Genomic DNA, 22,911 nt, shown 5'->3' on the forward strand with positions numbered 1-22,911 from the left:
AACATTGCCTGCTGGATATGGCAGGCAGAATAGTGGCAGTGACTCTAGGTAATCGGCTGGATAAAATAAAATACTGATTCACTATGATTAATAGCGATTCGCTATGAGCGGGCGCACCGAAAGCTGCCGTTTGGGGCGCTTTGTGCCCTGGGCTGCAGTTTATTTTGACGGCGGATCGGCAGGCTTATTATGATAGCCGCAGGCCCACGAGGGCAGACCGGGTTATGAACGAGGGACAGATAATGCAATTGAACACTTGGAGCAAGGCACTGCTGCCGCTGGTGGTGTTAGCCTGCGTGACGGCGACTCAGGCCAATGCGGCGGAAGGCGACGTCGGCCCGATCCCTAAAGATCTGCTGGGCAACTGGCGCGTCAGCAAAATAGTGCCGACGCAGACCGCAGGTTGTTGGGATCAGCAGCAGGCGCAAAGCCTGATCGGCGGCAAAATCAACTATAAGGCAGACGGCTTCAGCTGGAACGGCACCGCGCTGAAAAGCGAAGGCGCCACCGTCAGCACCGTAGAGGCGCAGGAGTTTGTCGAAGACAACTCCGGCAGCAGCTCATATATCGACTTCCCGACGCTGGGCATCAGCACGCCGTCGGTGCAGCGAGTGGCGATTCAACACCCTGACGCCACCATTCAAGGCATTACCGATCAGGGCACCGACGGCGTGCCCGGCGACAACGTGTTGGTGAAGGATCACAACACCCTGATCCTGTCGCTGTGCAACGTCTGGTTTGAAGTGCAGCGCGAGCGCTGATGCTGCAAGCGGCCCCGGCGACGGGGCCTCTCCTCGCCATAATCTCCCGCCTGGCCCCCCGTTTGTGAACTAAAATTAAGCATAAGGATATCGCCCTGAAAGGGTATCTGAGCCTCGGCTCATTACCGAGTCCACGACAGGAGGCGCTATGTGCTACAAACATATTGTGGTCGCCACGGATCTGAGCGATGACGGCAAACGGCTGGTGGAGAAAGGCGCGCTGCTGGCCGAAGCGCTGCAGGCCAAACTCTCGCTGATCTATGTCGATGTGCATTACGATACCTACCATGCGGCGATCGGCTTCTCGGAGCGAAGCTACGACGGCGTGCCGCTGGAAGAGAAAATCAAAAAAGAGCTGGAACCCACCACGCAAAACGTCAATTACCCGATCGCGGAAGTGATTATCGGGCGCGGCGGCTTTGTGGTTGAGCTGGAGGCTGCGGTGGCCGAAAAGGGCATCGATCTGCTGGTGTTCGGCCACCATCATGACCTGTGGAGCAATCTGTTTTCCTCCACCCGCAACGCCATCAACCAGTTGAATATCGACGTGCTGGTGATCCCAATCCGGCAGTGATCCCCAAGCCGCGCAGCGCCGCGGCTTTTTATTTGCACATTGCATAAGCATGTACTAATCCAGCCGCTGGGCGGCTTCCAGGGCCAGGCATCGGATATTTTAATTCACGCCGAAGAGATGAAACGCACCAGGCATACCGCGATCGGCCCGTATGCCGAACACTGCGGCCGCAGCCACGAAGAGCATGACAACCGGCTATCGGGGACGCGAGCCGTTAACGTCGATTTTTCATGGTTAACCGAGAAATGCCGCAAAAGGTTACTGGTCAAAGCTGGATAAACCACTGGCTTCCAGCTGGCGGATGGCCGCCGCCCAGTGTTTTTGCGTGATCTCATCCGTGCCGCTGCTAAAACGTACAGACTGCGCCTTGACCTTTTCGATAGCGGCCGACGGCGCGTAGTGCAAATTGTCCCGCCCGCCGGCGAGCGCCGCCACCTGAATGTTGCAGGCGCGCTCCAAGCCGTGCAGCTCTCGGAACGCGTGCTCGATGCTTACGCCACCGGCCAGCAAACCGTGGTTGCGCAAAATCATCACGTTGCTGTGGCCCAGATCGTTAACCAACCGTTCCTGCTCATCCAGATCAAGCGCAACGCCTTCGTATTCGTGATAGGTAATACGCGAATAATAAGCCAGCGCATGTTGCGACAGCGGCAACAGACCGTCTTTTTGCGCCGATACCGCCGCGCCGTCTTTGGTGTGGGTATGCAGCACGGCTTTCAGATCGGGCCGGGCGCGGTGTATGGCGCTGTGGATCACAAAGCCGGCCTGGTTGATGCCAAGCCCGGTCGGGTCGGCGAGAATATTGCCGTCCAAATCGATTTTCACCAGGTTGGAGGCGGTGATTTCACTGAACAACAGCCCGTAGGCGTTAATCAGGAAGTGTTCTTCCGCGCCCGGCACGCGCACCGAGAAATGGGTATAAATATGATCGGTCCAGTTATACAGGGCCGCCAACTGATAGGCGGCGGCCAGCTTGACGCGCTCCTGCCACTCTTCCTGGCTGACGCCGTTTTTTACCTCGCCGGTATTGGCGGTAGGAATAGACATCAAAGACATAACAACTCCCGTTAATGGTGGTTCGATAAGTGTTGGCAGCGATGGGCAGTAAAGCTACCAATCGATCTCCTGGCCCAGGATTTTCAAAATGTCCTGCCGGTGTTTAATCAGAAGCGGGGCGTCCCGGTGGCGCGGGTAGGCGAGCGGCACGGCAAACTGCGCCAGAATTCGGCTCGGCCGCGGCGACAGCACAATCACCCGGTCGCACAACAGCAGCGCTTCTTCAATGTCGTGGGTGACCAGCAGGCTGCTATAGCCCTGGCTTTGCCAGAGGTTAATCAATTCGCGCTGCATACTGATACGGGTCAGCGAATCCAGTTTTCCCAGCGGCTCATCGAGCAACAGCAGGCGCGGTTCGTTGAGCAGCGCGCGCGCCAGCGCGGCGCGCTGGGCCATCCCGCCGGATAGCTGCTTCGGGTAGGCGTTGGCGAACTCGTTGAGGCCGATACGGTTAATCAGGTCGTCGGCCTGCCGTTCCTGGCCGCTCAGCCCCTGCGCCTGCGGCCCGATCAGCACGTTCTGCCGCACCGTCCGCCATGGGTAGAGCGTGGGATCCTGGAAAACCAGAATGCGCTCGGGGCTGGGGGCGCCGAGTGGGCGGCCGTCGGCAAGCAGCTGGCCGGTCTGCAACGGTTCCAGCCCGGCCAACAGGCGTAGCAGCGTGGATTTCCCGCAGCCGGAAGGGCCGAGCAGGGCGACGCTTTCACCGGGGGCAATGCTCAGGCTGATGTTATCCAGCACGGCGATTTCCCGTTTCCCCAGGATGAAGCTGTGGCTGACGTTTCGCACGTCAATCGCCATGCCTGTGGCTTTTATCTGAGCCTGCGCGGCTTGCGCTACCATTTCATCACTCCTTTTTGCCAACCGAGCAGCCGATCGCGTATGAAAAACAGCAGGCTGATCAGCCCCGAACACAGAAAGGCCATCACAATCAGCGCCGCGTACATATTGGGATAGGCAGCCCAGCCCTGCGCCCACTGCAGATAAAAACCGATGCCGGCTTTAACCCCAACCATCTCCGCGACGATCAGCACGGAGAAAGACGCCCCCAACCCCATGAACAGGCCGACAAACACGCTGGGCAGGGCGGCGGGGATCGCCACGTGGAAAATCAAAAAGCGCTGACTGGCGCCCAGGGTGCGCGCCACGTCGTAATAGGCCTTATCGATGTTGGCCACGCCCGACCAGGTGAGAACGGTAACCGGGAACCAGGTCGCCAGAGCGATCAGAAACACGCTGGCGCCAAAGCTGCTGGGAAAGATAAACAGGCACAGCGGCAGCAAGGCGGTCGAAGGCACCGGCCCGAGGATGCGGAGTATCGGGTGCACCCAATAGCCAATGCGCTGCGACCAGCCGATCGCCACGCCGCTGACAAAGCCGGTCAGGGTGCCGATCGCTACCCCCAGCAACAATAACGATAGCGAGTGATACAGGCTGTTCAGCAGGCGCGGCCAGTCGCTGAGGTAAACCTCAATCAGCGCCTGCGGCGGGGCGAAGAACGGCACCGGCAGCACCCCGGTTTTCGCCGTGAGCAGTTGCCACAGGCTGAAAAACAGCGGCAGCGCGATCAGCCATTGCCCGGCGCGCTGCAGGCGCTGCGCGCGGCCGTTCCAGCGCCGATAGCTTAGCGCCAGGGCCAGCAACGCCACCCCCAGCGCCAGTTGCAGATAAGCCCAGGCCTGGCTGTATGGCCACTGGCGGTTGGCGTCAGGCCAATAGGTGGTGAAAAGCCCGGCCGCCAGCCACGCCGCGGCGGCAAGCAGGCCGGTGAGCCAGATCCGTTCGCCGGCGGTTTTTTCACCTTTTATGGTGCGATCAAGCAAATACGTTGGCATAGATGCTCTCCGCAAACTGGTGGGCATCGGTACTGGGTTTAATCACCTGTACCAGCTGTAAATCGCTGACGTATTGGGTAAGTTCTTTGACGAAGGCTTCCCCAACGGCATGATGCCCGTGGGCCTGGCCATGGATAATGCCGGCCACTTCTTTGACGTTGGTGTTTAACGCGTGGGCCATAAAGGCTTCGGCAACGCTTTCCGGGTGTTCTGCCGCATAGCTGTGGGCATCCAGCAGCGCCTGGGTTAACGCCGCCGCTGCGGCTTTGTGTTTGCGGGCCAGCGACCCGCTGACGCCAACCACGCAGCAACTGAGGTTGGCGTATTCCCCGGTCATATTGCTTGCCAGCAGTTGGTATTTTCCGGTCTCCAATAAGCGGTAGCTAAAGGGTTCGCTGCCGCTGATGGCGGCAATTTCCTGCTTATCCAACGCGACGCTCAATAAATCGGCGGGATAAACCTTCCATTGCACATCGGCTATCGGGTCTACGCCATGGCGTTTGAGCAGAATGGCAAAAAAGTTCTTGTCCGGGCCGGCCATATCGGTCACGCCGATGGTTTGTCCTTTCAGCTTGTCCAGGCTGGTAAAGGGCGCATTTTTGGCGGTCAGCAGATTCAGGCAGCCGCCGTGGGTGCCGGCGGTGAGCTTGACGTCAAAGCCTTGCTCCAGCGCCTTCAGCCAGCGCAGGGCCATGCCTATGCCTGCATCGGCTTTGCCGGTGGCGATCGCTTCCAGCAGCAGATCGGTCGAGTTGCCGAAGTTGACAAATTCTACGTCCAAATTGTACTTGCTGAAAAAGCGCTGCTGCTCCGCCACGGTGACGGGGGCAATACATACCGCGCTCTGGTTGATGGCGAGTTTCAACTTGTAAGGTTCGGGCAGGCGCAGTGCGTTGCCGCTATCCTGATGCATGCTTGCCATATCATGGGCGAACAGCTTCGACGATATGCCGGCCAAGGCGGGGGCCGCCAGCAGGCTGCCACTCAGTCGGAGAAATCTGCGGCGTGAATAATGAGTAATGGGTTTCATGGCTGACCTTCCTGTTGTGTCTGCGCCAACGGTGGCACGCTAAAGCCATTATCAAAGGTATGGGTAACGTCGAGTGGTTGCCGGATCAAACCGTTGGCCTGATAAAAATCAGCCGTGGCCTGCTGTTGGCGCACGGTTGTCTCATCAATTTGCTGCCAACGCAGTTGGCGGCTGGCGAACTGTTCGCGCGCAATATCGGGCGGGAATCTAATGATTTTCCCCAGCGTGTTCCCGTAGCTGTCGAGATTGGCATAGGCCCAGCGCTCCGCTTTTGCCAGGCGGTTCAGGTAATCCTGCAGCGCCTGGCGTTTCGCGCTATCGGCGAGCGTTGCATCCGTGGCCGCCAGGAAGGTATTTCCCGGCAGCAGGCCGGTGCCGCTGACCAGCACATGGCCTTGCCCGGTTTTAACCAGTTGGGTGGTATAAGGTTCCCAGGCGGCCCAGGCGTCGACCGAGCCGCTAAGCAGCGCGACCTTGGCATCCACCGGCCCCAAAAAGACCCACTGTACGTCCGCCGCGCTCAGGCCGGCTTGCTTCAGCGCCTTCAACGCCACAAAGTGGCCGATAGAACCTTTGCCGGTGGCGATGCGTTTACCTTTCAGATCCTGGCCGCTTTTCAGCGGCGAGTGTTCGCCCACCAGCACCGCGGTGCCTGCCGGGTTGCTTTTATCCACCGCTACCGCTTTAACCGGCGCGCCCTGCGCGAGAGCAAACAATAATGGAGCATCGCCAATAATGCCGACATCAACTGCGCCGGCGTTCAATGCTTCGGCAAGCGGTGCGGCGGCGGGGAACTCGGCCCATTTGATGTCGTAAGGCAGGTTGGCGAGTTCGTTGGCCGCTTCCATTTGTGAACGCATACCGCCTTTTTGATCGGCAATATGCAGGGTGATACGTGCGTCGGCGAACGACGCCTGGCTTGCCAGGCCGAGCAGCAACAGGGCGCCCAGGGTGTGTTTAATACGCAACATGCTGATTATCGTCCTATGGTTTTAACGCAGCTTTTCCGGCGTTGATCCATGCGCTGTCGTTTTGTGGGGTATGTATCCGGCCGCAGAGTACGTTACGGTAGTGGCGCTCCAGCGGGTTATGGCGCGTCAGGCCGTGGTTGCCGCTCTGCGTTAGCGCCTTTTCCACTGCCGCTATCGCATTTTCGGTGATGGTCACTTTTGCCAGGTTGGCTTGTTCAGTGCTGAATGCCCGCGCCGCCGCCTGGCGCAGCAGGCTTTGATTGACCAGCAGCAAGCCGTCGATTTGCCCAAGGTTTTCCTGCACGCGGGCCAGGCTGGCTAACGGGGCGCCAAGACTGGCCGGCACCCGTTGCCGCAGCCAGGCGATCAGCCAGCGGCGCGCCGCCTGCGCGACGCCGTCATAGACGGCCGGCAGCAGGGCGGCATGCGCATTAGCGGCGGCCTGGATCTGCGCCGTATCCGGCGCCGGGGGCCGATCGGCCGGATAAATCTCCACCGCATGGGACAGCGGTACCGGCACGTCTTGTAGTATCACCTCATGGCTGCCGGTGGCGCGCATGCCCAGATGATCCCAGCTGCGTTTGATGGTGATGCCCGGGCTATCGCGCGGAACCAGCCAGGTGCCCACCTGCGGGTTGTCATCATCGCTGCGAGCCCAGATTGCCAGCCAGCTCAGCCCTTCAATTCCGGTGGTATAGAGCTTATGGCCGTTGAGCCGCCAGCCGGCGGAAGTGCGGGCCGCTACGGTGTGGGGCAAACCGCCGCGCGCAGGGGAACCCAGTTCCGGCTCTACCCGCAGGCTGTTGATTAAGGCCCCGCTCTGCACTGCGCTGCGGCTGACTGCGCCGCGCAGCGATTCTGGCCAACTGGCGTTGGAGGCCAGGCGCAGGTGGTGCAGGTACTGCATGCAGACGATCAGTGCCGTTGACGGCTCGCCCTGTGCGATGGCGCTGACCACCTGCTGCAAAGTGGACAGGTTGGCTTCGGCGCCGCCATAACGCTGCTCGCAGGCCAGGCTCAGCAGCCCATATTCATGCAGCAAGGCCAGATTGGCGTGCGGGAATTCGCCGCTGCGATCCAGCGCCGCCGCCTGCTGCGCCAGTTGCTCGGTGATCTGCTCAAGCGGCGGCTGCATGTGCCGTCGCCGCGCAAGCAGGCGGGTAGACTGGACAGAATTCATACGTAGTGCCTCTCCCGTTACCCATCAGGCGCTGTGTTTGGCATCGCGCTGGGCGATTTTGGCACGGGCGATCGGCAACAGTTCTTTACCGTATTCCTGAGCGTCGTTGAGGGGATCAAAGCCGCGGATCAGGAAGTTGCGCACGCCCAGATCGTAGTAATCAAGCAGGGCATCGGCCACCTGCTCCGGCGTACCCACCAGCGCAGTGGAATTGTGCCCGCCGCCGACCAATCTGGCGATGCCGGTCCACAGACGTTTATCCACCACATCGCCTTGCGCCACGGTTTGCAGCAGGCGTTGAGCGCCCACGCTGTTGGGCTTGTTCCTATGGCCAACGTCGGTTTGCGCGGCATGTTCAGTGGCGACATGCAGGATCTCTTTGGCTTTTTCCCAAGCCTGCGTTTCGGTGGCGGCAATAATCGGTCGGAATGATACGCTAAAGTCGATTTGGCGCAGGTGTTTGGCCGCTTCGGCCCGCACGCGCTGGATGGTTTCCCGGGTTTGCGCCAGCGATTCGCCCCACAGGGCAAACACATTGGCATGCTTGCCGGCTACGGCAATCGCCGCGTCGGATGAACCGCCGAAGAAAATCGGGATATGAGGCTGTTGCAGCGGTTTTATTGCCGAAAAGGCCTGTTCGACCTGATAGAAGTCATTATGGGCGTCGAACGGCCGTTCCTGGGTCCAGACCTGGCGCACGATCTCCAAAAATGCCTCGGTGCGGGCATAGCGCCGATCGTGGTCGAGATAGTCGCCGTCGCGGCGCTGTTCTGCGTCGTTCCCGCCGCTAATGATATGCACCGCCAGGCGCCCGCCCAACAGGTGTTCCAGGGTGGCTAATTTACGCGCCGCCAAGGTCGGCGAGACGAAGCCTGGCCGGTGCGCCAGTAAGAAGTTGATTTTTTGAGTGGATAGCCCAGCCAGCGCCGTGACTAAAAATCCGTCGGGTTGATCGGACCAATGCCCGACCAGCAGGCGGTCGAAACCGGCGGCTTCGTGGGTTTGCGCAAAGCGCACAATGTAATCGCGATCAAATATTGGGCCAGCCGGTGGGATGATTTCCGAAGACAGACGGTGCCCGATCATGCCTAAAAATTGGACGCTCATTAGAACTCCTTGTCAGGAATCGTGATAGGGTCTGACTGCCGGCCAAATGTCTGGCGATAAGCAGCAAGGTGTTTATACCCTATACGCGATGTTCTAATGATTTAAATGCATTTTTATCATATCTTAATATGCATAAAGTTAATTATTTGGCTAACTCCTTATCATTCATTGGCTTAAATGCTAAGCCCCCGAACGATCTTTTCGGCAAAAAAGGTGGTGGGCCTTTGCAGGTTGCCCAGCCCCGGGCTGCTGACCTGCCACAGTTGAACTTTTGGCCGGAAATCGCTCAGCTCAACAATCGCGATGTCGTCTTGATGCGGGCTGTGCGTTAGCGCTGCCTTCGGCACCAACCCGAGCCCGAGTCCCTGGGCCACCAGGCTGATTTGCAACTGGGTGCCGGTGGTTTCCACATTGATTTTCAGCCCCAATCCCTGCGCCTGCAGATCGCGGTTTAACCCGGCGCGCAGGCCGCAGCCATCAGGGTTTAATACCCAGCCATAATGAGCGCAACCGCTGAGCCGGGCGGTGTGGATGCGAAGACGTTGGCCGGCGATCACGACAACCTCTAATGGGCACAGTGCCTTCGTCACCAGGCTGTCATCGAAGGTTTGCTGCGCCGGCCCCATGGCGAGCAGGCTGTCCAGCTCAACGTTTTCCAGGCGTTTGATCAACTGCCCGCCCCAACCGCAGGTTACCTGCGGGCGCAACTGCGGGTAATGCTCACCCAAGGCAATGAGCGCCGGAAGCAGGGCTATCTCGCTCAGGCTTTGCGGAACCCCCAGACGCAGCGGGCCGCTGGGTTCCGCATCCTGATTAAGCAAACTTTCCAACCGCTTGGTTTCGCGCTTGATAGTCAGGCACTGTTCATAGACGCGGTGACCGATGGCCGTCAGTTTAAGTGGCTTGGTTTGGCGATCCAGCAACGTGGCGCCCAGGCTCTGTTCAAAGCTTTGCAGGCGGCGGGTTATGGCGGATTGGCTAATGCCAAGGTATTCCGCGGCCTGGTTAAGCGAAGCGAATTGCACCACCGCTAGCAGGGCGTCAATATCATCTGTACGCATGGAAATTCTCTTTATGTGTATTCTGCATTTTAGTTTATTACAAAAATGCATTTAAATAATAAAAAGTTCTTTGTTAGCGTGATAAGCAGTCTTTCAGACAGGAATGCTTATGACAACGCCCTTACGCTTAGACCGTTTACGTCAGTTCATCGAGCGACTGGCCCAATTGCATCAGCAGCCGCTGGGTGAGGCGGCGCGGCTCGATAACGCGGCGCAATTGCTTGCCGAATTGGTCGGCAGGGATGACTGGCTGGCTGAGGAGTACTCTCGCCCACACCCTGAACATTATCAGCAGTACCTGCTGCACGTTGATTCCGCCCAGCGTTTTTCCATCGTCAGCTTCGTTTGGGGGCCGGGGCAGGTCACGCCGATCCATGATCACCGCGTGTGGGGGCTGATTGGCATGCTGCGCGGTGCTGAAATCAACCAGCGTTACCAGCTTGACGGCCAGGGCGTGCCCCGGCCTGAAGGTGACGCCGAGCGGTTAACCGCCGGGCAGGTAGCGAAACTGTCCGAACAGGACGGCGATATTCACCAGGTCAGCAATGCGTTTAACGATCGCGTGTCAATCAGCATTCATGTGTATGGCGGCAATATCGGCGCCGTTAAGCGTGCTGTGTATGGCGAAAGTGGTGCGGTGAAGCCCTTTATCTCCGGTTATTCCAATACTCAATTGCCTAATATTTGGGACCTTTCTAAGGAAGTGTAACTATGCCTGCCTTTGTTTACCGTGATTTTTCCACCCTGCGAGCCGCGCTGTTGGCCCGCCAGGAGTTGGCGCTGATCGATGTGCGTGAAGAAGCCGAATTTGCTGAAAGCCACCCGCTGTTCGCCGTGAACATTCCGCTGAGCAAGCTGGAGCTGGAAGCCTACCGGCGCATTCCGCGCCGCAGTACCCCTATTACCGTCTATGACAACGGCGATGGGCGGGCTGAACAGGCGGCACGGCGGCTACGGCAGTTCGGCTATGGGGATGTCGCTCTGCTGACTGGCGGCCTGGCGGGTTGGCAAGCCGGCGGCGGCGAGCTTTTCCAGGACGTAAATACGCCGAGCAAGGCCTTTGGCGAATTGGTGGAAAGCCGTAGGCATACGCCATCGCTGACTGCGCAGCAGGTTAAGGCGCTGATCGATCGGCATGCCGATGTGGTGATCGTCGATGCACGCCGTTTTGATGAATACCAAACCATGAGTATCCCCACCAGCACCAGCGTGCCGGGGGCGGAGCTGGTGCTGCGGATCAACGCGCTGGCGCCGGATCCCAATACGCAGGTGATAGTTAACTGCGCCGGGCGTACGCGCAGCATTATCGGTACCCAGTCGTTAATCAACGCCGGCATCAGCAACCCGGTGGCGGCGCTGCGCAACGGTACAATCGGCTGGGGGCTGGCGGGGTTTGCGCTGGAAAATCAACGGCAGCGGCGCTACACCGAGAATGTGGACAACCTGGCGCAGGCGCAGCAACGGGCGCGGCGAGTGGCGGACGCGGCCGGCGTACGGCGCATTGACCGCGAGACGCTTGGGTTGTGGCAGCAGGATGCGGCGCGCACCACCTATCTGTTTGACGTGCGCAGCCCCGAGGAGTACCGCGCCGGGCATGTGTCGGGCAGTTGCAGTGCGCCCGGCGGGCAACTGGTGCAGGAAACGGATCACTATGCCAGCGTGCGCGGCGCCCGCGTGGTGCTGGTGGATGACGACGGCGTGCGTGCCAATATGAGCGCTTCCTGGCTGGCGCAGATGGGCTGGGATGCGGCGGTACTCGATGGGCTGGAGGACGCCGACTTTACCGAGCGGGGCGATCCGGCGGCGCAGCTACCGCCGCCGCCGCCGGCCGATGAAGTCACCCCGGCGCAGTTGGCCGCACTGTTGGGCCAGGAAGGCACGGTGCTGCTGGATTTCACCACCAGCGCCAACTATGTGGCGCGCCATATTCCCGGCGCGCATTGGGTCCTCCGTTCACAGTTGCCGTTGGCGCTGGAAAACCTGCCGCCGGCAAAATGCTATGTGCTGACCTGCGGCAGTAGCCAGCTGGCGCGCTATGCGGTGCCGGAAGTGGCCGCGCTGACCGGCAAGCCGGTGCAACTGCTTGCCGGCGGTACCCTGGCGTGGATGGCTGAAAATCGGCCGTTGGAAAAGGGCGAAGGGCGGTTGGCCGCGCCGCGCATTGACCGTTATCGCCGCCCGTACGAAGGCACGGACAATCCGCGTGAAGCGATGCAAGCCTACCTGGACTGGGAGTTCGGGTTGGTAGAACAGCTTGAGCGTGATGCAACCCATGGCTTTACCGTGCTTTGAATCATCAGACAATACGCATAACCATCACCGGCAAAGAGGGAAAGTATGGCGCATTTTTCTGTACTACTTAGGGGCGTGGGGCTGAGCGCCATGTTATTAACGGCGTCGCTGGCACAGGGGGCGATCGGCGATGCCAAACTGGTACTGGGCGATCAAGCCCGTGGGCTGCGTAGCCTGGTAGAGGCTGCCGGCGTGATGAAGGATGCGCCCTATCAGTATCAATGGGCCAATTTCCAGGGGGCGGCGCCGTTGTTTGAAGCGCAGCGCGCAGCCGCTGTAGATACTGCCTATGCCGGGGATTTGCCGGTATTAATGGCGGCGGCGGGCGGGGTGGATTTTAAGCTGATTCAGACCAACGTCGGCTATGGCCAGTCTAACGGGATTATTGTGCCGAAGGATTCGCCGTTGCACAGCGTTCAGCAGCTGAAAGGGCAAACGGTGGTGGTTTCCTCAGCGCGCGGCAGCATCTCGCAAAACTTACTGTACGCGGCGTTGCAGGAGGCTGGGCTGAAGCGGGAAGATGTGAAGATTCAGTTCGTCATGCCCACCGATGCCAGCGCAGCGTTCAGCACTGGCAAGGTGGCGGCTTGGGCGGTTTTTGATCCCTATTTGGGCGTTGCGGAACAAAGCGGCGCGCGCCTGCTGCGCGATGGTCGGGGATTAACCCCATCGCTCGGCTTCTTGACCGCCACTACGTCCTCGTTGGCCGATCCGGACAAGCGAGCGGCCATCAAAGACTTTGCCGAACGCATCGCCAGGGCGCGGCAGTGGGCGATCGATCATCCGCAGGAATACGCCAGGGTATACGCGCAGCTGACGCGTTTGCCGCTGGAAACCGCCCGACAGATTGCGGATCGAACGTCAAAGGGCGCGCATAGCGTCAATCAGCAGGACATTAATGTGTTGCAGCCAGTGGCGGATCTGTTTTATCAGTTAAAGATACTGCCGAATCAGGTGAATGTTAATAACTTGATCGATAAGGATTTTATTCTGGCGAAATGAATACTGCACCGGTTTAGATGGTGGCGGTGGCCCTGTCGAGCGATCCCGAAGATATCTATAAAACCGACGCAAAGGGCAAGGCGCTACATGCTGATGCCGGCTACGAGCAAACCATTGCCATGGCGAAGAAGTTCGGCTTGAAGCCGCCTATGCTTTAAGAGACGGCAGGGAAGCGTTCCGAGCCTATTACCATTCATAAAAAATCCACGCCGAGGCGTGGATTTTTAACCGCAAGAACAACCGTCGCGATTAGACGTTGAACAAGAAGTTCATCACGTCGCCGTCTTTGACGATGTAGTCCTTACCTTCTGAACGCATCTTGCCGGCTTCTTTGGCGCCTTGCTCACCCTTGTAGGTGATGAAGTCTTCATAGGCGATGGTTTGCGCGCGGATAAAGCCTTTCTCGAAGTCGGTGTGGATCTTGCCTGCCGCCTGCGGCGCGGTAGCGCCAACCGGGATGGTCCAGGCGCGCACTTCCTTGACGCCGGCGGTGAAGTAGGTTTGCAGGTTAAGCAGTTCGTAACCGGCGCGGATCACCCGGTTCAGGCCCGGCTCTTCCAGGCCCAGCTCGGCCATAAATTCGGCGCGGTCTTCATCTTCCAGTTCGGCGATGTCGGACTCCACCGCGGCGCATACCGCAACCACTACTGAGCCTTCACCGGCGGCGATTTCACGCACTTTATCCAGGTACGGATTGTTCTCGAAGCCGTCTTCGTTAACGTTGGCGATGTACATGGTCGGTTTCAGCGTCAGGAAGCTCAGGTATTTGATCGCCGCCTTGTCTTCTTCGCTCAGATCCAGCGCGCGCAGCATGCCGGCATTTTCCAGCTGCGGCAGGCATTTTTCCAGCGCGGCCAGCTCGGCTTTCGCGTCTTTGTCGCCGCCTTTGGCTTTCTTCTGCACGCGGTGGATAGCGCGTTCACAGGTGTCCAGATCAGACAGCGCCAGCTCGGTGTTGATCACCTCGATGTCGTCAGCCGGATCGACCTTGTTGTTGACGTGGATGATGTTGTCGTTTTCGAAGCAGCGCACCACGTGGCCGATAGCTTCGGTTTCACGGATGTTGGTCAGGAACTGGTTGCCCAGGCCTTCGCCTTTGGAAGCGCCTTTCACCAGGCCGGCGATGTCGACGAATTCCATGGTGGTTGGCAGAATGCGCTGTGGCTTGACGATTTCGGCCAGCTTATCCAGACGCGGATCGGGCATCGGCACCACACCGGTGTTCGGTTCAATGGTGCAGAACGGGAAGTTGGCTGCTTCGATGCCCGCTTTGGTCAACGCGTTGAACAGGGTGGATTTGCCTACGTTAGGCAGGCCGACGATACCGCATTTGAATCCCATGTTGTAATCACCTTAAATATCTTAACTATCAGCCGGTTAGGTTTAACAGGCTGCATAAAGGGCAAAATAATGCCGCCATTATACACGTAATGCGCGTTTATCTCGATCTGACTTGCTGGGGCGGCAGAAGCAAACTGCCGGCGGCCGGTTTTTGATTGAGATTTGGATCACATTTACACATACTGACACTTCCGATTACCCGACAGGAAACGCGCCGGATGTATTTCTTGCCCAGTCCACCCTGAGTGCTCCCCGCCCGATCGTTCGCCGCGCCTTGCGGCCCTCGCTCCCGTTCTGCTCTGCGGGGAGACGTTTTCATCTGTCGGAAGTGAATAATCCATGTTTAACCTGAGCAATATCAGGATCGCGGACGTTAAGAATGAAGTCCTGGCGGGCTTTGTGGTGGCGGTCTCGATGATCCCCGAGGCGGTCGGTTTTTCGCTGGTCGCCGGGCTTTCGCCGATCGTCGGTTTGCATACCGCGTTTATCATCGGCCTGGTGACCGCGCTGTTCGGCGGCAAGCCGGGCATGGTGTCCGGCGCGGCCGGCTCGATTGTGGTGGTGTTGATGAGCCTGGCGGCGCAGTACGGCATGGGCTACGTGCTGTGGGCGACCATTTTTGCCGGCGCCATTCAAATTTTGATTGGCGTATTCCGCCTGGGCAAGTTTATCCGGCTGGTGCCGCTGCCGGCAATCCACGGCTTCGTCAACGGCTTGGCTATCGTCATCATGCTGGCGCAGCTGCATATGATCGCCGGGCAGGGGCCGTTGATGTACGGCCTGGTGGCGCTGGCTATTCTGGTGGTGCTGCTGTTCCCGCGCCTGACCAAGGTCATTCCCTCTTCGCTGGCGGCGTTGCTGGTGGTGTCGGCGTTGGCGATCGGTTTTAATCTGCACACGCTGCGGGTCGGTGACCTGGCGGACATCTCCGGCTCGCTGCCGCACTTTAGCCTGCCGGTGGCGCCGTTCAATCTGGAGATGCTGAAGGTGGTGCTGCCCTATGCGGTGGTGATCGCCCTGGTCGGCCTGATTGAATCGCTATTGACCATGACGGTGCTCGATGAAATGGGCGGCAAAAAGGGCAACGGCAACCGCGAAAGCATCGCACAGGGCGCCGGCAATGCGATTTGCGGCCTGTTCGGCTGCTTTGCCGGCTGCGCGATGATCGGCCAGTCGATCATTAACTTTACCTCGGGCGGACGCGGGCGTATTTCCGGCGCTGTCGGCGCCGTGCTGCTGATCCTGTTCGTGGTCAGCCTGTCTCGTTACATCGGCCTGCTGCCGGTGGCGGCGCTGGCGGGGGTGATGCTGGTGGTATGCTACAACACCTTTGAGTGGAGCTCGCTGCGCCGTCTGCGCCGCATGCCGAAGGCCGATGCGCTGGTGATGGTGATCGTCACCCTGATCACCATTTTCACCGATCTGGCGGTGGCGGTGATCGGCGGGGTGATTATCTCGGCGCTGGTGTTTGCCTGGCAGCAGGCGCGCATCCGGGTGCGCCAGCGGCAGGTGACGGACGATGTGGCGGTGTATCAGCTCGAAGGCCCGCTGTTCTTCGGCTCCACCGCAGCGTTCGCCGAGCTGTTCGAACCGAACGACGATCCGCAGAATGTGGTGCTGGATTTCGCCGGCACCCGGGTGATGGATTCCAGCGGCGTGGAGGCGATCGACAAGCTGACGGCGCGTTATCTGGCGGCGGGGAAAAGCATTCGTCTGCGCCACCTGAGCGGCGACTGCGTGCGTTTGTTAAAGCGGGCCGGGCCGTTCTGCAGCCATGAACTGGACGATCCCGCTTACTACGTTGCGGAAGAGGGCTACGATACCGACGACCGGCGAGTGGCGGAAGAGACTTTCAATACCCGCACCTAGCGGCAAGCAGCGGGCGCCACGCCCGCTGCGGCAAGACTCAGGCCTGCGCCTTGAAGCTGTGCAGGCGCTGAACGGTTTTTTCCAGCCCGTCTTTCATCAGCATTTCGGTGCAGCGCAGCGATTCGTCTATCGCTTCATCAATCATCTTCTGTTCGCCGGCCGGCGGTTTGCCGAGCACGAAGCCCACCACCTTGTTCTTATCGCCCGGATGGCCGATGCCGATGCGCAGGCGGTAGAAGTTCGGGTTGTTGCCAAATTTGTTCTGAATGTCCTTCAGGCCGTTGTGGCCGCCGTTGCCGCCACCGAGTTTGATCTTGGCCACGCCCGGCGGCAGATCTAGCTCGTCATGCGCCACCAGAATTTCGTTCGGCTCGATGCGATAGAAGTTGGCCATCGCCAGCACCGCTTTGCCGCTCAGGTTCATAAAGGTGGTCGGCACCAGCAGGCGCACGTCGTTGCCCGCCAGGTTCAGCCGCGCGGTATAGCCGAAGAATTTGCTCTCTTCCTTCAATTGCTGGTTGTGGCGCTGGGCCAGTAAATCGACGTACCAGGCGCCGGCGTTGTGCCGCGTCTGGGCATATTCCGCACCCGGATTCGCCAGGCCGACTATCAATTTAATACTGCTCACTGGGAGATTCGCTATGGTCGAGATAAGGGAAAGGGCAATAGTCTACCTGCCGGGGCCAGGAATGACAAAACTCTGATGCCGTATCGGCGTCCTGCGGGAAAAGATAATTAATTCATTAGATGAATAATTCAATTTGTTCGCTAACTGTCAGTGCGACGTTAAGAAGTGTCAATCTTTCTTTACCATTTGTGATCGCCTCCGCAATCCCCTCGACCGGGCAAGGGCTATACTTAACTTATCAAAGTGGGCTAACAGGTTGCAGCGTTATCCCGGTTGGCACATGGCACTATGGAGGTGGCATATGAAACGTAGAAACGCGGACAGAATGGGCAACTTTTTTATGGGGCTGGGGCTGGTCGTGATGATCGGTGGGGTTGGATACTCCATTATTGCTGAAGTATCCCAGTTCAATCTACCCCAGCTTTTCGCGCACGGCGCAATCATGAGCATCTTCGTCGGCGCGCTGTTGTGGCTGGTAGGCGCACGTATCGGCGGGCGCGAGCAGGTGGCGGATCGCTACTGGTGGGTAAAACACTTTGATAAACGCGGCCGAAACGACCAACATCGTTCGTCGCATTGATTAAAAAATCAGAAGGGACACGGCGTTACGGCAAGGGAGAACTGCCGCGTAACCAGGTCTGAGGTTATGTTTGACTACGAGTAGAAAACCCGTTGTTGCTCACGCACCAACGGGTTTTTCTTTATCTGCTGCCTGGCACAGGCTCCTTTCCGGTGCGGCAGGGCGCCGTACCGGAAAGAACGCGGATCAATGCTCGAACATTGCAGAGATCGACTCTTCGTTGCTGATGCGGCGGATGGCTTCAGCCAGCATGCCGGACAGCGTCAGAGTACGTACGTTTTTCAGTGCCTTGATTTCAGGCGACAACGGAATGGTGTCGCAGACGATCACTTCATCAATCACCGAGTTCTTGATGTTGTCCACGGCGTTACCGGAGAAGATCGGGTGCGTCGCGTAGGCAAATACGCGCTTGGCACCGCGTTCTTTCAACGCTTCAGCCGCTTTACACAAGGTACCGCCGGTGTCGATCATATCGTCGACCAGCACGCAGTCACGGCCCGCCACGTCACCGATGATGTGCATCACCTGAGAAACGTTCGCGCGCGGGCGGCGTTTATCGATGATGGCCATATCGGTATCGTTCAGCAGTTTGGCGATAGCGCGGGCGCGCACTACGCCGCCGATGTCCGGAGAAACCACGATTGGGTTCACCAGATTCTGTTGCAGCATGTCTTCCAGCAGGATCGGGCTACCGAACACGTTATCTACCGGAACATCGAAGAAGCCTTGGATCTGCTCAGCATGCAGATCCACCGTCAATACGCGGTCAACCCCTACGCTGGAGAGGAAATCGGCAACCACCTTGGCCGTGATGGGCACACGTGCAGAGCGCACGCGGCGATCCTGGCGGGCATAGCCGAAGTAAGGGATAACTGCGGTAATACGTCCTGCGGAGGCGCGACGCAGGGCATCAACCATAACAACCAGTTCCATCAGGTTGTCGTTGGTCGGTGCACAGGTGGACTGGATGATGAAAATATCACCGCCGCGTACATTTTCGTTGATTTGCACGCTCACTTCGCCGTCGCTAAAACGACCTACAGCGGCGTCACCAAGGCTGGTGTACAAACGGTTGGCAATACGTTGTGCTAGTTCCGGGGTGGCGTTACCAGCAAAAAGCTTCATATCAGGCACGAGAAGAACCTCAGGCTTGCGTCCAGAGAAGATATTGTCATACGGCCTTCGCCAAAGGGCAGTTGGCGACGCCGACGCAATATACATACGGGTATGTAAAACTAAATTGAGACGCAGGCAGCGCAGGGATAACAGGGCCAGGTGTGCATGACCCTGCGCAGCGAAACGTTGAGCTACGACTCAAACTGCCCGGAACGGATACGATGTAGTGGGGAGACGTTAACGCCACGCGCGACAAAACCGCACAACCACTCCGGGGCTTGATTTAACACCTGACGGGCGGCGATTTCTGTGTCGAATTCAGCAAACACACAAGCACCTGTGCCAGTCAGGCGTGACGGGGCGTATTCTAACAGCCATGAAAGAAGCTGTTCAACCTCGCGAAAACGTTTTCTTGCGATCGGTTCGCAATCATTTGCGTAAGGAGCCTGTAACAGCTCACTTAAGGAGCGAACCGGGGTATCTCTTTTTAATTCCGCGTCGCCAAATATCACCGGCGTAGGGATGCCGACGCCGGGATGCGCCACCAGATACCACTTTTCCTGCGGATTGGCCGGCTGCAAACGTTCGCCGATGCCTTCGGCGAAGGCCGCATGGCCGCGCACGAACACCGGCACGTCGGCGCCGAGGCTCAGCCCCAGCTCCGCCAGCTGGTCATCGCTCAGCCCGCAGCGCCAGAGCGCGTTCAGCGCCACCAGCACGGTGGCGGCGTTGGAGGAACCGCCGCCCAGCCCGCCGCCCATCGGCAGGCGTTTATCGATGCTGATGTCGGCGCCGCGCGGCGCGGTGGCCAAAGCGTGGCGGTCGCAATGCCGCTGCAGCAGGCGTGCGGCGCGCACGATCAGGTTCTGCTCGTCCGGCACGCCGTCCACCGGGGTGAGCAGGCGAATGCTGTCGTCCTGCCGCGGATCGATGGTCAGGGTGTCGCCGTAGTCCAGGAACTGGAATAGCGTCTGCAACAGGTGATAACCGTCCGCCCGGCGGCCGGTGATGTACAAAAACAGGTTGAGCTTGGCGGGAGAGGGCCACTGGCGAATCATTTGAGCGTCCAGTTATCCATTTTCAGCTTGATGCGCTGGTCGCCCTGTTTCAGCTCCAGGCGGTTCGGCAGTTCAGGTTTGGTATCGCTATCGTAGCTTTGGTAATCCACCGCCCAGGTCTGGCCGCCCTGCTGATAGGTCAGCTTGTTCAGGCGATATTGATCATCCAGCGCGAAGTCATTGGCTTCGCCCGGCAGGCCGAGCATCCACTGGCGCAGGTTGTCCAGCGGGATCGCCATGCCGGTCAGCTTGCGGATCATCTCTTCGGCGTTGTCGCTGACGTAGCGCTTGCCCTGATTGTCGGTCAGCTGCACCACGTTTTGCTGCACGTTCAGGTCAAGCTCGGTGCTGCCCAGCGGATTGGTCAGCAGCAGGCGATAGCGTTCCGGCGAATACTGCTGCCAGAAGAAGCGTGCGTAGACCTTTTTTTGGTCAGACAAATAGGCGAAGGAGCCGCGGGTCTGGTATTGGCTGAGCTGCTGCACCGCCTGCTCGTGGGCGCGCCACTGCGGCGAGGTCGGGCTGGTGGCCGGGCCGGTCGGCCTGGTAGTGGTACAGGCGGCCAGCACCAGGCTGGCCAGCGGGATCAGACGAAGCAAACTAACTTTGCGGATTGGCATAACTTTCTCTTGTCCTTTTGTCCTTGCGGGCATGCGCGGCGAAACCCGTTTTCAGCGTTCACGCTAGCGGGGTAACGCGTCAACGTCAACACACCCCCTTGCTGAGCATCAGCGTTTTTTGAAGTGATAACAGGCACTTTTGCCGCTGGCGGCTGAGCTTTCGGTTGCCATTAAGATTAACACAATCGTCCGTTCGTGCTGCGCCGGCCGTGAGAATATCTTCGGCCGCGGGGTATGCCGGCATTGCGCCAAAATAGCATTAATTAGCAATTTATTTAATGTTTAATTAACTCGATCATGAATGATTACGCAGTTTTATGCGGATTTCGATGGTTATTGATTAGATTTATTTATGTAAATCTTTAAAAGATGTCTATGCTGATAAAGCCAGAAAGATGGCAGGGATAACCTGCTGCCATTCTCGATGCCACGCAGGCGATGCGGGCATTTCACCCTACGCATAATGAAAATAAGGTATTTCGTATGAAAAAGCGTTTTTCACTGCTGACAGGCGTGCTGTTGGCATTAACAATGCCGGCGCATGCCGCCGAGAATGCCGAGCCGAAGGCGATCGGGCCAAAGCACGGCGCTACCTTGATTCCCAAGGCGCGTCAGGTAATTTGTGAACATGACGGCGGGTACAACCATCCGGATGATGGCTCGAAAATTCCGAATGCGGCCTGCAGAAATGCCTTCTTGTACAAAGCGGAGACTATTCCTATTTGGGAACGCCGCCAGATGTTTACCGAATGGCCCGCTTATTCGCAAAACCTGCAAGGCACCCAGCATCCGTCAGACAAGGTCCCTGATGGCCAGCTGTGTTCGGCGGGCATTGCCAAATTTGAAGGCATCGACCAGCCGCACGCCGACTGGCAGGTGAGCAGCGTCGCGGTAAAAGACGGCCAGGCAACGCTGTACTTCGATGCCACCCAGGTGCATGAGCCGAGCAAGTGGACGGTATCGCTCGCCAGGCCGAGCTTCAATGCCGCCACGGATAAGTTGAAGTGGAGCGATCTGACCCCGCTTGAGGTGACTAAAGTGATAGTGCCGCCGCCGGCCAAAGGCAACCATGTCAAATATGCCGGCGTCTATCAGATTGAAGTCAAGATCCCGGCCGATCGTGCCGACGGGAAGCAAACGCTGCTGTATGTGCAGTGGGAACGGGAAGACCCGGCGAGAGAAACCTTTTTCAGCTGCAGCGACGTAAAGTTCAACGGGTTATCCGCAGCTAAATAAGCCGCGGCGGCCCACAGGCGCCGGCGCAGCATGCCGGCGCCATAGCCGGCGGCGCAGAGGCCCCCGCATACTATTTAGCCGGCCATAATCCTTTAATCGGGATAACTTATCGACGAATACCGTGCGTATCGTCGCGTTTCAAACTAAAATTTAGTGTGCTTATTGATCTGGATATAATTTAACTTTTTGAATTTATTATTATTCATTGATTGGCCTCGCCTATATCAGCGATTGAACGGAAGATGCGGTTGTTACTTTTATTGATCCCGCGCATCAAGTAGAATGCCGTTCAACGAGAACCCGTACCAACAGAAGTATTACTCGAAGCAATGACCCTGCTGGCGTTAGGTATTAATCACAAAACCGCTCCGGTTTCTCTGCGTGAAAGGGTGACCTTCTCCCCAGAGTCTATCGATCAGGCGCTTTCCAGCTTGCTCCAACAGCCGTTGGTGCAGGGCGGCGTGGTGTTGTCTACCTGCAACCGCACCGAGCTGTATCTCAGCGTCGAGCAACAGGAACATATTCACGAACAGCTGGTCGCCTGGCTGTGTGAATACCACCAACTGCGCCCGGAAGAAGTGAGAAAAAGCCTGTACTGGCACCACGGCAACGACGCGGTCAGCCATCTGATGCGGGTGGCCAGCGGGCTGGATTCGCTGGTGCTGGGCGAACCCCAAATTCTCGGCCAGGTGAAAAAAGCCTTCGCCGAATCCCAACGCGGCCAGTCGCTTTCCGGCGAACTTGAGCGCCTGTTCCAGAAATCCTTCTCCGTCGCCAAGCGGGTGCGCACCGAAACCGACATCGGCGCCAGCGCGGTATCAGTGGCTTTCGCCGCCTGTACGCTGGCGCGGCAAATTTTTGAATCGCTGGCGGATCTGAACGTGCTGTTGGTCGGCGCCGGTGAAACCATCGAGCTGGTCGCGCGCCATCTGCGCGAGCACAAAGTGCGGCATATGATCATCGCCAACCGCACCCGCGAACGCGCACAGCTGCTGGCGGAAGAAGTGGGCGCGGAAGTGATTACCCTGCCGGAGATCGACGAACGCCTGGCGGACGCCGACATTATCATCAGTTCTACCGCCAGCCCGCTGCCGATTATCGGTAAAGGGATGGTGGAGCGGGCGCTGAAAGCGCGCCGCAATCAGCCGATGCTGCTGGTGGATATCGCCGTCCCGCGCGATATCGAACCTGAGGTCGGCAAGCTGGCCAACGCCTACCTGTACAGCGTGGACGATCTGCACGCCATTATTCAGAATAACCTGGCGCAGCGCAAAGCTGCTGCGGTGCAGGCGGAATCGATCGTGCAGCAGGAAAGCACCAACTTTATGGCCTGGCTGCGTTCGCAGGGTGCGGTGGAAACCATTCGCGATTACCGTTCGCAGGCCGACCAGATCCGTGCGGAAATGGAAGCCAAAGCGATGGCCGCCATTGCGCAGGGCGCCAACGTGGAGCAGGTTATCCACGAGCTGGCCCACAAACTGACCAACCGCCTTATTCATGCCCCTACCAAATCCCTCCAGCAGGCCGCCGGCGATGGCGACGTGGAGCGGTTGCAATTATTACGCGACAGCCTCGGGCTGGATCAGCATTAGTT

The 22,911-nt window shown here is 58.6% G+C and carries 24 protein-coding genes; 11 read left to right on the plus strand and 13 right to left on the minus strand.

Annotated features, from left to right (window positions below):
• Nucleotides 1-242 precede the first annotated feature (242 nt).
• From KHA73_RS10020 to KHA73_RS24655, 3 genes are all read left to right on the plus strand, one after another.
• Nucleotides 243-761, plus strand: coding sequence for a hypothetical protein (locus KHA73_RS10020; RefSeq protein WP_234590629.1), 519 nt, complete (start codon nt 243-245; stop codon nt 759-761).
• 148 nt (nt 762-909) lie between these two features.
• Nucleotides 910-1,335 (plus strand): universal stress protein, encoded by a 426-nt coding sequence (locus KHA73_RS10025; RefSeq protein WP_234590630.1) that lies wholly within the window; start codon nt 910-912, stop codon nt 1,333-1,335.
• A 39-nt stretch (nt 1,336-1,374) separates the two neighbouring features.
• Nucleotides 1,375-1,614 carry an ATP-dependent Clp protease proteolytic subunit gene (locus tag KHA73_RS24655; protein WP_234590631.1) on the plus strand — a complete coding sequence of 80 codons (240 nt, stop codon included), beginning with the start codon at nt 1,375-1,377 and terminating at the stop codon, nt 1,612-1,614.
• Here KHA73_RS24655 and KHA73_RS10035 read toward each other — a convergent pair.
• The 8 genes from KHA73_RS10035 to KHA73_RS10070 all read right to left on the minus strand — a co-directional run bounded on the left by KHA73_RS10035 (nt 1,594) and on the right by KHA73_RS10070 (nt 9,575).
• Complete coding sequence (locus KHA73_RS10035; RefSeq protein ID WP_234590632.1) at nt 1,594-2,391, minus strand: class II aldolase/adducin family protein; 798 nt, start codon at nt 2,389-2,391, stop codon at nt 1,594-1,596. The genes KHA73_RS24655 and KHA73_RS10035 overlap by 21 nt on opposite strands.
• A 54-nt stretch (nt 2,392-2,445) precedes the next feature.
• Complete coding sequence (locus KHA73_RS10040; protein ID WP_380738305.1) at nt 2,446-3,192, minus strand: ABC transporter ATP-binding protein; 747 nt, start codon at nt 3,190-3,192, stop codon at nt 2,446-2,448.
• A gap of 35 nt (nt 3,193-3,227) precedes the next feature.
• Entirely contained in the window at nt 3,228-4,226 is a 999-nt protein-coding gene (locus KHA73_RS10045) for an ABC transporter permease (protein ID WP_234590634.1), read from the minus strand.
• Complete coding sequence (locus KHA73_RS10050; RefSeq protein ID WP_234590635.1) at nt 4,207-5,256, minus strand: ABC transporter substrate-binding protein; 1,050 nt, start codon at nt 5,254-5,256, stop codon at nt 4,207-4,209. Before KHA73_RS10050 ends, KHA73_RS10045 begins: the two co-directional genes overlap by 20 nt.
• Nucleotides 5,253-6,227 carry an ABC transporter substrate-binding protein gene (locus KHA73_RS10055; RefSeq protein WP_234590636.1) on the minus strand — a complete coding sequence of 325 codons (975 nt, stop codon included), beginning with the start codon at nt 6,225-6,227 and terminating at the stop codon, nt 5,253-5,255. The genes KHA73_RS10050 and KHA73_RS10055 overlap by 4 nt, the downstream gene beginning before the upstream one ends.
• Before the next feature lie 13 nt (nt 6,228-6,240).
• Nucleotides 6,241-7,407, minus strand: coding sequence for an acyl-CoA dehydrogenase family protein (locus KHA73_RS10060; protein WP_380737984.1), 1,167 nt, complete (start codon nt 7,405-7,407; stop codon nt 6,241-6,243).
• A gap of 24 nt (nt 7,408-7,431) precedes the next feature.
• On the minus strand, nt 7,432-8,514 hold the full coding sequence (locus KHA73_RS10065; protein ID WP_234590637.1) for an LLM class flavin-dependent oxidoreductase: 1,083 nt from the start codon (nt 8,512-8,514) through the stop codon (nt 7,432-7,434).
• Nucleotides 8,515-8,687: 173 nt separating this feature from the next.
• A complete protein-coding gene (locus KHA73_RS10070) occupies nt 8,688-9,575 on the minus strand; it encodes a LysR family transcriptional regulator (protein WP_234590638.1) in 888 nt (295 codons plus the stop codon).
• A gap of 109 nt (nt 9,576-9,684) precedes the next feature.
• Here KHA73_RS10070 and KHA73_RS10075 point away from each other — a divergent pair, with 109 nt between their 5' ends.
• The 4 genes from KHA73_RS10075 (at nt 9,685) to KHA73_RS10090 (ending at nt 13,027) form a co-directional block, all read left to right on the plus strand.
• Nucleotides 9,685-10,284, plus strand: a complete 600-nt coding sequence (locus KHA73_RS10075) for a cysteine dioxygenase family protein (protein ID WP_234590639.1) — start codon at nt 9,685-9,687, stop codon at nt 10,282-10,284.
• Between the two features lie 2 nt (nt 10,285-10,286).
• Nucleotides 10,287-11,867: a rhodanese homology domain-containing protein gene (locus KHA73_RS10080; protein ID WP_234590640.1), complete on the plus strand. Its 1,581-nt coding sequence runs from the start codon at nt 10,287-10,289 to the stop codon at nt 11,865-11,867.
• 90 nt (nt 11,868-11,957) lie between these two features.
• Nucleotides 11,958-12,869, plus strand: coding sequence for an ABC transporter substrate-binding protein (locus tag KHA73_RS10085; protein ID WP_234590641.1), 912 nt, complete (start codon nt 11,958-11,960; stop codon nt 12,867-12,869).
• 20 nt (nt 12,870-12,889) lie between these two features.
• Nucleotides 12,890-13,027, plus strand: coding sequence for a hypothetical protein (locus KHA73_RS10090; RefSeq protein WP_234590642.1), 138 nt, complete (start codon nt 12,890-12,892; stop codon nt 13,025-13,027).
• 91 nt (nt 13,028-13,118) lie between these two features.
• Here the strand turns inward: KHA73_RS10090 and ychF are convergent, their stop codons facing one another.
• Complete coding sequence (gene ychF, locus KHA73_RS10095; RefSeq protein ID WP_234590643.1) at nt 13,119-14,210, minus strand: redox-regulated ATPase YchF; 1,092 nt, start codon at nt 14,208-14,210, stop codon at nt 13,119-13,121.
• A gap of 339 nt (nt 14,211-14,549) precedes the next feature.
• On the opposite strand from ychF, the gene KHA73_RS10100 reads away from it, so the two are divergent.
• Entirely contained in the window at nt 14,550-16,079 is a 1,530-nt protein-coding gene (locus KHA73_RS10100) for a SulP family inorganic anion transporter (RefSeq protein WP_234590644.1), read from the plus strand.
• Nucleotides 16,080-16,116: 37 nt separating this feature from the next.
• Here KHA73_RS10100 and pth read toward each other — a convergent pair whose 3' ends face one another.
• A complete protein-coding gene (pth, locus tag KHA73_RS10105) occupies nt 16,117-16,707 on the minus strand; it encodes an aminoacyl-tRNA hydrolase (RefSeq protein ID WP_028128042.1) in 591 nt (196 codons plus the stop codon).
• A 301-nt stretch (nt 16,708-17,008) separates the two neighbouring features.
• Between pth and ychH the strand changes: the two genes are divergently transcribed.
• A complete protein-coding gene (ychH, locus tag KHA73_RS10110) occupies nt 17,009-17,287 on the plus strand; it encodes a stress-induced protein YchH (RefSeq protein WP_234590645.1) in 279 nt (92 codons plus the stop codon).
• Nucleotides 17,288-17,473: 186 nt separating this feature from the next.
• On the opposite strand, the gene prs is transcribed toward ychH, so the two are convergent.
• The 3 genes from prs to lolB form a co-directional block, all read right to left on the minus strand.
• On the minus strand, nt 17,474-18,421 hold the full coding sequence (gene prs, locus KHA73_RS10115; protein WP_039992027.1) for a ribose-phosphate diphosphokinase: 948 nt from the start codon (nt 18,419-18,421) through the stop codon (nt 17,474-17,476).
• 173 nt (nt 18,422-18,594) lie between these two features.
• Nucleotides 18,595-19,461, minus strand: a complete 867-nt coding sequence (gene ispE, locus KHA73_RS10120; RefSeq protein WP_234590646.1) for a 4-(cytidine 5'-diphospho)-2-C-methyl-D-erythritol kinase — start codon at nt 19,459-19,461, stop codon at nt 18,595-18,597.
• On the minus strand, nt 19,458-20,081 hold the full coding sequence (gene lolB, locus KHA73_RS10125) for a lipoprotein insertase outer membrane protein LolB (RefSeq protein ID WP_234590647.1): 624 nt from the start codon (nt 20,079-20,081) through the stop codon (nt 19,458-19,460). Before lolB ends, ispE begins: the two co-directional genes overlap by 4 nt.
• A 483-nt stretch (nt 20,082-20,564) precedes the next feature.
• On the opposite strand from lolB, the gene KHA73_RS10130 reads away from it, so the two are divergent.
• Both KHA73_RS10130 and hemA read left to right on the plus strand, forming a co-directional pair.
• The gene (locus KHA73_RS10130) at nt 20,565-21,317 is read left to right on the plus strand and encodes a lytic polysaccharide monooxygenase (protein WP_234590648.1); all 753 of its coding nucleotides are present in this window, start codon (nt 20,565-20,567) and stop codon (nt 21,315-21,317) included.
• A gap of 329 nt (nt 21,318-21,646) precedes the next feature.
• Nucleotides 21,647-22,909 carry a glutamyl-tRNA reductase gene (gene hemA, locus KHA73_RS10135; RefSeq protein WP_234590649.1) on the plus strand — a complete coding sequence of 421 codons (1,263 nt, stop codon included), beginning with the start codon at nt 21,647-21,649 and terminating at the stop codon, nt 22,907-22,909.
• Nucleotides 22,910-22,911: the final 2 nt, after the last annotated feature.

It is taken from the genome of Serratia entomophila (assembly GCF_021462285.1).
GTDB classification, from domain to species: Bacteria; Pseudomonadota; Gammaproteobacteria; order Enterobacterales; family Enterobacteriaceae; genus Serratia; species Serratia entomophila.